Origin of the sequence: Peterkaempfera griseoplana, assembly GCF_001418575.1 — a bacterium.
GTDB lineage: Bacteria > Actinomycetota > Actinomycetes > Streptomycetales > Streptomycetaceae > Peterkaempfera > Peterkaempfera griseoplana.
Genome location: NZ_LIQR01000203.1, coordinates 1 through 7,166 on the forward strand (window position 1 = coordinate 1; position 7,166 = coordinate 7,166).

At 73.1% G+C, this 7,166-nt stretch carries 6 protein-coding genes; 3 read left to right on the plus strand and 3 right to left on the minus strand.

Annotated features, from left to right (window positions below; genetic code table 11):
• The coding region (locus AOK09_RS16450; RefSeq protein ID WP_055587962.1) for an Rv2578c family radical SAM protein at positions 1-973 on the minus strand (973 nt) is incomplete at its 3' end.
• A 167-nt stretch (positions 974-1,140) separates the two neighbouring features.
• Between AOK09_RS16450 and AOK09_RS16455 the strand changes: the two genes are divergently transcribed.
• A complete protein-coding gene (locus AOK09_RS16455) occupies positions 1,141-1,581 on the plus strand; it encodes an SRPBCC family protein (RefSeq protein WP_055587963.1) in 441 nt (146 codons plus the stop codon).
• 97 nt (positions 1,582-1,678) lie between these two features.
• On the opposite strand, the gene AOK09_RS16460 is transcribed toward AOK09_RS16455, so the two are convergent.
• Both AOK09_RS16460 and AOK09_RS16465 read right to left on the minus strand, forming a co-directional pair.
• A complete protein-coding gene (locus AOK09_RS16460; RefSeq protein WP_407675408.1) occupies positions 1,679-3,103 on the minus strand; it encodes a GntT/GntP/DsdX family permease in 1,425 nt (474 codons plus the stop codon).
• Between the two features lie 2 nt (positions 3,104-3,105).
• A complete protein-coding gene (locus tag AOK09_RS16465) occupies positions 3,106-3,648 on the minus strand; it encodes a gluconokinase (protein WP_055587964.1) in 543 nt (180 codons plus the stop codon).
• A 136-nt stretch (positions 3,649-3,784) separates the two neighbouring features.
• On the opposite strand from AOK09_RS16465, the gene AOK09_RS16470 reads away from it, so the two are divergent.
• Together AOK09_RS16470 and AOK09_RS16475 are read left to right on the plus strand one after the other, a co-directional pair.
• Positions 3,785-4,492, plus strand: a complete 708-nt coding sequence (locus tag AOK09_RS16470; RefSeq protein ID WP_055587965.1) for a FadR/GntR family transcriptional regulator — start codon at positions 3,785-3,787, stop codon at positions 4,490-4,492.
• A 191-nt stretch (positions 4,493-4,683) separates the two neighbouring features.
• Entirely contained in the window at positions 4,684-7,092 is a 2,409-nt protein-coding gene (locus AOK09_RS16475; RefSeq protein ID WP_055587966.1) for an MFS transporter, read from the plus strand.
• The last annotated feature ends 74 nt before the right edge of the window (positions 7,093-7,166 follow it).

A 7,166-nucleotide genomic window follows, 5' to 3' on the forward strand; every position in this document is an offset into this window, starting at 1 on the left:
GGCGGGCCGGGGGGATGCGCCGGGTGCCGGACGGGCCGGCCGGCCCGCAGCCGTACTCGGCGGCGATCTCGTGCACGGCCCGGGTGATCCGGCGCTGGTACCAGCGCGGGGCGTACACGGCGTCGCCGTACAGCGCCTCGTAGCGGGGGAGCAGCCGCGGGTGGTGCTGCCGGAGCCATGCGGTGTACCACTCGCGGGCGCCCGGCCGCAGGTGCAGCACCAGCGGGGTGACCGAGACCGCACCGGCCTCGGCGACGGCCCGGACGGTGGCGCGCAGCTGCTCGGGGGAGTCGCTGAGGTACGGCAGCACGGGCGCCATCAGCACCCCGCAGGGGATGCCCGCGTCGGTGAGGGTGCGGCAGACCTCCAGCCGCTTCTGCGGGGAGGGGGTGCCCGGCTCCACGGTGCGCCACAGCTCCCGGTCGGTGAAGCCCACCGAGACGTTGACCGCCACGTCGGTGACGGCGGCGGCCTGCCGCAGCAGCTCCAGGTCGCGCAGGATCAGCGACCCCTTGGTGAGCACCGAGAAGGGGTTGGCGTAGTCGCGCAGCGTCTCGATGATCCCGGGCATCAGCCGGTAGCGGCCCTCGGCGCGCTGGTAGCAGTCGACGTTGGTGCCCATGGCGATGTGCTCGCCGCGCCAGCGGCGCGAGCCCAGCTCCCGGCGCAGGAGCTGGGGGGCGTTGACCTTGACCACGATCTGGGAGTCGAAGTCCAGCCCGGTGTCCAGGTCGAGATAGCTGTGGGTGCGGCGGGCGAAGCAGTAGACGCAGGCGTGGGTGCAGCCCCGGTAGGGGTTGACGGTCCACTCGAACGGCATCCGGGAGGCGCCGGGCACCCGGTTGACGATGGAGCGGGCGTGCACCTCGTGGAAGGTGATGCCGCGGAACTCCGGGGTGTCGAAGCGTCGGGTGACGGTGCCGGGGCCGAGGAGCGGGGTGGTGGTCTCGAGCTGCAGGTTGTCCCAGCGCATGGGGTCCTCCTTGCCGCTGGTGGTGCTTGGGGACCGAGTTTAGAACACAAGTTCGAAGATCGGGGTGCGCCATGCCGCCGCGGCTTGCGTTTGGAGGCCGTACACCGCCGGTGGTTGGCTGTGGCGCGGCGCCCGTGCGGGCCGCCGAGCCCAGTGAGGAGCACGACATGTCGCAGGTGTACGCCGTAACGCAGCGGGTGCTGGAGGCCTCTCCGGAGCGGGTCTACGAGGCCCTCGCCGACTACGAGCAGACCCGGCCCCGGCTGCTGCCCGCCCAGTACAGCGAGTACGAGGTGCGCGAGGGCGGCAAGGGCGCGGGCACCCGGGTGCACTGGAAGCTGCAGGCCACCGAGAAGCGGATCCGGGACTGCCTCTTCACCGTCTCCGAGCCCACCCCCGGTGAGCTGGTGGAGACCGACGCCAACTCCAGCATGGTGATCACCTGGACGGTCACCCCGGCCGGCGAGGGCCGGGCCAAGGTCGTGGTGGAGACCACCTGGCAGGGGGCCGGGGGAATCGGCGGCTTCTTCGAGCGCACCTTCGCCCCCAAGGGCATCAACCGCATCCACGACGAGGTGCTGGGCCGGCTGGCCGCCGAGCTGGGCTGACCCGGGCCGGGTACGCCGATGGCGGTGCCCTCCTCCCCCGGGTCCGGCCGGGGGAGGAGGGCACCGCCGTCTGTGCGCGGGAGGCCTCCCGCGAGGGTCAGAACACCAGCCCCAGCAGCAGGATGAAGACCAGTGCCACCACGGAGATCACGGTCTCCATCGCCGACCAGGACCTGAACGTCTGGCCGACGCTCATCCCGAAGTACTCCTTGACCAGCCAGAAGCCGGCGTCGTTGACATGGGAGAGGAAGAGCGATCCGGCGCCCACGGCGAGCACCAGCAGTGCCGCGTGGGTGGAGGTCATGTTGGCGGCCAGCGGGGAGACGATGCCGGCCGCGGTGACGGTCGCCACGGTGGCCGAGCCGGTGGCCAGCCGGATCAGGACCGCGACCAGCCAGCCCAGCAGCAGCGCCGAGATGTGCCACTTGTCGGACCAGCCGGCGATCACATCGCCCATGCCGACGTCGACCAGGGTCTGCTTGAAGCCGCCGCCCGCGCCCACGATGAAGACGATGCCGGCGATCGGCCCGAGCGACCGCTCGACGGTGACGGCGATCCGGCTCCTGGTGAAGCCGGCGGCACGGCCCAGGGTGACCATGCCCAGCAGCACCGCGGCGAGCAGCGCGATCAGCGGCGAGCCGACGAAGTCGAAGATCCGCTGCGCCAGCGCCTTGTCGTCGTCGATCACCACGTCGCAGAACGCCTTGACCAGCATCAGCACGACCGGCAGCAGGATGGTGGCCAGGGTGGCGCCGAAGCTCGGGGTGCGGACGCCGTCCCGCTCGCGGGCCTGCTCGGCCTCGGTGTCCGTACCGAGGGCGGCGGGGATCTGCAGCGGTCCCACCCAGCGCTCGGCGACCCGGGAGAACAGCGGACCGGCGATCACCACGGTCGGGACGGCGACCAGCAGGCCCAGCGCCAGGGTCGGGCCGAGGTCGGCGTGCAGGGCGTCGATGGCCACCAGCGGGCCGGGGTGCGGGGGCACCAGGCCGTGCAGCACCGACAGGCCGGCCAGCGCGGGGATGCCGACGCGTATCAGCGGCAGATTGCCGCGGCGGGCCACCAGCAGCACGATCGGGATCAGCAGCACCACGCCGATCTCGAAGAAGAGCGGCAGGCCGAGCACCACGGCGACCAGGGCCATGGTCCAGGGCAGGGCCCGGGGGCCGGAGCGGGACAGGATGGTGTCCGCGATCTGGTTGGCGCCGCCGGAGTCGGCGAGCAGCTTGCCCAGCATGGCGCCCAGGGCGATCAGGACGCCGACGCTGGCCACGGTGGAGCCCAGGCCGGTGGTGAAGCTGCTCATCAGCTTGTCGAAGGGCACGCCGGCCACTGCGGCGAGGACCCCGGATCCCAGGGTGAGGGCCAGGAAGGGGTGCAGCTTCAGCCGGGTGATCAGCAGCACGATCACCGCGATGCCGATCAGCATGGCGGCGACGAGTCTGCCGGAGCTGCCGCTGTGGGGCAGGGTGTCCGCGGTGGCGGCCAGCAGGGAGGCCGTCCCGGGAGTGTGGAGGGCGATGGTCACTCGAGGTCTCCGTTGACGGGCCGTGGCACGGCGGCCACGGCCATCTCGATGAGGTGTTCCGTGTCCGGTCCGGCGTCGAGCGAGGCGCCGCTCTCGTCCGGGCCGAGCGGTTCCAGCGTCGCCAGCTGGGAGTCCAGCAGGGACGCGGGCATGAAGTGGCCGCTGCGGTGGCCTATGCGGTCCGCGATGAGGGCGCGGTCCGCGGTCAGGTGCAGGAAGAAGACGCCCGGGGAGGCGGCTCGCAGGGTGTCCCGGTAGCTCCGCTTCAGTGCCGAGCAGGTGACGACCCCGCCGGTCCCGGCCGCGTCGCGGTCGGCCAGCCAGCGGCCGATGGCCTCCAGCCACGGCTGCCGGTCGGTGTCGTCGAGCGGTGTCCCGGCCGACATCTTGGCGATGTTCGCCGGGGGGTGGAAGTCGTCCGCCTCGGCGAGGGGAACGTCCAGCCGTTCGGCGAGCAGCTGCGCCACAGTGGTCTTGCCGACCCCGGACACGCCCATCACCACGACGCACGGCCGCTGGTTCTCGGCACTGAGAGCCATCTTGATGCTCCTGACGGTGTTCGACCGGTGTGGGGGACGCCCATCCGGCTGCTGGGAACTATGGACCCAAAGGTATGACTTATTCAAGCGCTCGATATGCAATCGTCATATGAGTGCATCGCTCTACTCTGGTCCGATGGACATCCAGGGCCTGCACGGCCACCTGCTCGCCGGCCTCGGCCCCGCCATCGCCTCCGGTGAGATCCCCGAGGGCACCGTGCTGCGCATGGAGGAGCTGGAGGCGCGCTACGGCGTCTCGCGCACCGTGGTCCGGGAGGCGGTCCGGGTCCTGGAGGCCATGCGGATGGTGGCCTCCCGCCGCCGGGTCGGGATCACCGTCCAGCCCCGGTCCGGCTGGGACGTCTTCGACCCGCTGGTGATCCGCTGGCGGCTGGCCGGCGCCGACCGCCCGGCGCAGCTGCGCTCGCTCGGCGGCCTGCGGGCCGCCGTGGAGCCCGCCGCCGCCGCGCTCGCCGCCCGCAACGCCACCGACGACCAGCGTCGGCAGCTCAGCGCCCTCGCGGTGGAGCTGACCGTGACCGCGCGCGCCGGCGAACTGGAGGTCTTCCTGGGGCATGACATCGCCTTCCACCGCGTGGTGCTGGAGGCCTCCGGTAACGAGATGCTGGCCCACCTGGGCGAGGTGGTGGGAGCCGTCCTCACCGGCCGCACCGAGCACCATCTGATGCCGCACCACCCCGAGCCCTATGCGGTCGCCCGCCACCGCGAGGTGGCCGAGGCGGTCTGCGCGGGCGACCCGGAGCGGGCGGAGCGGGCCATGCGGGACATCGTGACCGGCGCCATGGAGGAGCTGGCGGAGCTGGAGCCCGGCGCCGGCGGCTGAGCCACCCGGCTGCGTCGCCCGGCTGCGTCACCCGGCTGCGTCACCTGTCCGGGTGGGGGAACGGATGCCCGGCGGCGTCCCCTTGTGGGTGAAACCGGGCCGCTGCGGGGCGGCATGACCCCTGGTCGGGGCGGATATCACGATGAACAGACCGGTTCGGCCAAAGTGTCAGCGGCTGTAATCATCCCCCCATGTCCGTGATGGAGGCCGCCCGCAGGGCGCCGGCCGAGCCCGTCCCCCAGCCGTCCGCCGCAGCGCAGTTGACGCCGCGCCAGATCCGCCTGGTGTTCGCCGGGCTGATGCTGGCGCTCTTCCTCGCCGCCCTCGACCAGACCATCGTCGCCACCGCACTGCCCCGGATCGTCGGGGAGCTCCACGGCCTGGACCGGATGTCCTGGGTGGTCACCGCCTATCTGCTGGCGTCCACCGTCGTCCTGCCGCTCTACGGCAAACTCGGCGACCTCCTCGGCCGCGACCGGGTCTTCCGCTTCGCCATCGCCGTCTTCATCGCCGGCTCCGCGCTCTCCGGCTGGTGCCACACCATCGACCAGCTGATCGCCTTCCGCGCGGTCCAGGGCATCGGCGGCGGCGGCCTGATGATCGGCGTCCAGGCGATCATCGCCGACATCGTCCCGCCCCGGGACCGCGGCCGCTACATGGGCCTGATCGGCGCCGTCTTCGGCATCTCCTCGGTCGCCGGGCCTTTGCTCGGCGGCTGGTTCACCGACGGACCCGGCTGGCGCTGGTGCTTCTGGGTCAACATCCCCATCGGCGTCCTCGCCCTGCTGGTCACCCTGGTCGTGCTGCGACTGCCCCGCCCGGCGATGCGTCCCCGGCTCGACCTCGGCGGCGCGGCACTGCTCGCCGCCGCCTCCACCTGCCTGGTGCTCGCCACCAGCTGGGGCGGCACCGAGTACGCCTGGGGATCCCCGGTCATCCTGGGACTGGCCGGCGCCACCGTCTGCTGCCTGCTGCTGTTCGCCCTGGTCGAGCGGTTCGCCGCAGAGCCGGTGGTGCCGCTGAGGCTCTTCCGCGACGGGGTCTTCAACGTCGCCGGCGCCATCGGTGTGGTCGTCGGTGTGGCGCTCTTCGGCGCCGCCAGCTATCTGCCCAGCTTTCTGCAGATGGTCGACGGAGCCAGTGCCACCGGCTCCGGACTGTTGATGCTGCCCATGATGGGCGGCATCGTGCTCGCCTCCATCGGTTCCGGCCAGCTGATCAGCCGCACCGGCCGCTACAAGCCCTACCCGCTGCTCGGCGGCCTGCTCTCCACCGCGGGCATGGCCATGCTGGGGCTGCTGCTGGACGCCGACACCCCGTACGCGGTCTCCGCCGCCGCCATGGCCGTGCTCGGCCTGGGCGTGGGCCTGGTGCTGCCCGTGCTCGTCCTGGCGGTGCAGAACTCCGTACCGCCGCGCGACATCGGCACCGCCACCTCCACCAACAACTACCTGCGGCAGATCGGCGGGTCGGTCGGCGCCGCGGTCTTCGGCGCCCTCTTCCACGCCCGCCTCACCGACGGCCTGGCCAGGTCCCTGCCGCCCGCGCGGCCCGGCGGCCCCGCCCTGCCGGACCCCGACTCCATCACCCCGGCCCTGGTCCGCGCCCTGCCGGCGCCGCTGCGCGACGGCTATGTGGCCGCGTACGCCGACGCCATGCCGCGGATCTTCCTCTACCTGGTGCCCGTGCTGGCGCTGGGCTTCGTCCTCGCCTTCCTGCTCAAGGAGAAACCCTTGGCCACGCATCCGGCCTCCGGGCCCGCCCCCGTCCCGGCAGACCTCGGGGTGCCGCCCCAGGCGGCGGAGACCTTCACCCCCGAGCCGGCGAGGACGGCCGCCTCCCCGGGCATCCCGCTGCGCGGGATCGTCCGCGAACCCGACCGGGGCGCGGTACCGGGCGCCGTCCTCACCCTGATCGACATGGACGGCCGCCAGGTCGCCCGGGCCGCCAGCGGCCCCGACGGGAGCTGGGCGCTGGCCGCGCCCCGCTCCGGCCACTATGTGCTGATCGCCGCGGCGGGCGGACACCAGCCGCAGGCGGTCACCGTCGCCGTGGGCAGCCGCCCGGTCGACCTGGACGTGGTGCTGGGCGGCACCGGACGGCTCACCGGAGCGGTCCGCTCCACCGAGGGCGCGCCGGTCCCCGGAGCCGCGGTGGTGCTCACCGACCCGCGCGGGGAGGTCGTCGCCACCGGGCACACCGACGGCGACGGCGCCTACGACTTCCGCGACCTGGTGGCGGGGGAGTACACCCTCGCGGTCAGCGCCCGCGCCTACCGGCCCACCGCGCTCACCGTCTCCATCGCCCCCAGCGGGGAGACCCGGCAGGACGTGGCGCTGGCCGGCAGCGGCACCCTGCGGGGCACCGTTCGCACCGAGGGCGGCCACCCGGTCGCCGACGCCAGGGTGACCCTGCTGGACTCCACCGGCACGGTGGTGGCCGCGGTCACCACCGGTGCGGACGGAACCTTCCGCTTCGGGGACCTCCAGCCCGGCGAGTACACCGTGATCGCCAGCGGCTATCCGCCGGTGGCCACCGCGCTCCGCCTCGAGGACGGCAACACCGAACGCGACCTCCACCTCTCCCACCGCCTCGACTGACGACCCACCGTCGGGCCCCGGCCCGGCATCCCGTCGCACCGCCGCCGACCAGCGCGGTGCGACGGGATGCCGGG

Bases quoted from the DNA above. Each gene is read 5' to 3' on its own strand.
- AOK09_RS16455 (WP_055587963.1), top strand. From the start codon at position 1,141: ATGTCGCAGGTGTACGCCGTAACGCAGCGGGTGCTGGAGGCCTCTCCG.
- AOK09_RS16465 (WP_055587964.1), bottom strand. From the start codon at position 3,648: ATGGCTCTCAGTGCCGAGAACCAGCGGCCGTGCGTCGTGGTGATGGGC.
- AOK09_RS16470 (WP_055587965.1), top strand. From the start codon at position 3,785: ATGGACATCCAGGGCCTGCACGGCCACCTGCTCGCCGGCCTCGGCCCC.
- AOK09_RS16475 (WP_055587966.1), top strand. From the start codon at position 4,684: ATGTCCGTGATGGAGGCCGCCCGCAGGGCGCCGGCCGAGCCCGTCCCC.